Below are 1,403 nucleotides of genomic sequence, written 5' to 3'. Positions count from 1 at the left end.
ACTTGAGTGTTGCGAATTTAGCATGAACGCCCCCTAAATGGGCACACGCGTAGTGCATTCGGGCAAACGACGCTTTAGGCAGAGAGGCGGAGCAGCTTGAGAATGTCGAAAAGAGGTTTTTTCTCCAAGGCCTGCTGATACACATAGACGATGATCTGCCCCAAATACTCGTCTCGAATTCGGCGGACTACATCCCCAAGAGTTAGGTCCGCTTGCTGCTCCATCCATTCCTGCCGCTGCGACTCCAGAAAGTTTTGCGTCAGAAACTGGATCGCCCAAAAACGCTGGATGCCCGTAAACGAAAGCAACTGATAGTGGTCAAAGCCCAGCAGTTCCTTGAAGTATCGGTACCCGGTTTCGATGTTCCAGCGTACGTGATAATAGCTCTGAATGGTAACGAGATCCAGCGATACATCCGTACACAAGAGACAAACCTGCGGTTTGCTCGAAGCGGTATACGCGTCCTTCCAGGACAGCAGCAGCTTGACGTTTTCGATTTCGCTGACCGGTCCTTCATACGGGTAGACCCAGTACTTTCCTTGACCCTCCACCGTAACTAAGCGAAGGTCAGACTGTCGGATGTACTGTTCAGCGAACTCATCCATGGGGATAGATACCCCTGCCGGGCGAATCCGGCGATTGGTTTTCACCGCGGCGATCACATGAAATCCTTTGCGGTTGCAGGCGTTGATGACTTTCTCGCTAGTGTACCAGCTATCCATGAGAACATAGACCTGTTCCTCCTCCGAAGCAGGAAAAGCTTCGATGATCTCCAAGGCCAAGTCATTCTTGCTTTTGAAAGGGATGCGTTGAGCTTGACAATAGGCCTCCTGGTAGTAGGGACGATAATCCCAGGCATAGGAGCAACCGTTGGCAACCACATGAGCGGTCACTAGACAGTGACACCAGACGGACTTCCCTGCTTCATGAGAATACTGAAAGCTCAGCGCCTCCATTTTCTTGGTGGAGGGATCTTTCTTGCAGCACGTATCATCGACAATGAGAAACACCAGGTTGCGGCGTTCTCCCTGTTTCGCTCTTTTGGTCCGGATTCGATTCAGGATCATGTCCATCCGCCGTCGTTGCATGCGATTGACGCACCAAGGAGCATGATTCAAGAAATTCGTCGTGCTGCTGAGATGACGGTTACTCTTGGCGGCCTGTTGGACTTGCGTGATATTCTTTCGTCCGGCGCAGAGAATGATGCCATGGACGAGGGTAAACAGATGACCGAGCTGCGGTTTGGAAAATTCTAATTTCAGAGCCAAAATGAACTTGACGAGCGGCAGGTAGAGGGATACCATGAGAGTGGGACATCTCCTTTATCTTGGAAATTGTGGTCTGGTAAACGACAATTTCTCTCTAAAGGCTCGATGTCCTTCTTTTATGTTACTCTTCGACGA

Annotated in this window: 1 protein-coding gene; it reads right to left on the bottom strand. The window is 50.5% G+C overall.

Going from position 1 to position 1,403, the window contains the following annotated elements:
• Positions 1-74: 74 nt before the first annotated feature.
• Entirely contained in the window at positions 75-1,304 is a 1,230-nt protein-coding gene (locus tag DQG13_RS30280) for an IS701 family transposase (RefSeq protein WP_113023921.1), read from the bottom strand.
• Positions 1,305-1,403: the final 99 nt, after the last annotated feature.

The sequence above is a fragment of the Paenibacillus sp. YN15 genome (genome assembly GCF_003285005.1).
Lineage (GTDB): Bacteria > Bacillota > Bacilli > Paenibacillales > NBRC-103111 > Paenibacillus_AR.
The sequence above is the reverse complement of the archived record's forward strand: the minus strand, read 5'-3'. Positions and strand labels throughout refer to the sequence as shown.

Bases quoted from the DNA above. Each gene is read 5' to 3' on its own strand.
- DQG13_RS30280 (WP_113023921.1), bottom strand. From the start codon at position 1,304: ATGGTATCCCTCTACCTGCCGCTCGTCAAGTTCATTTTGGCTCTGAAA.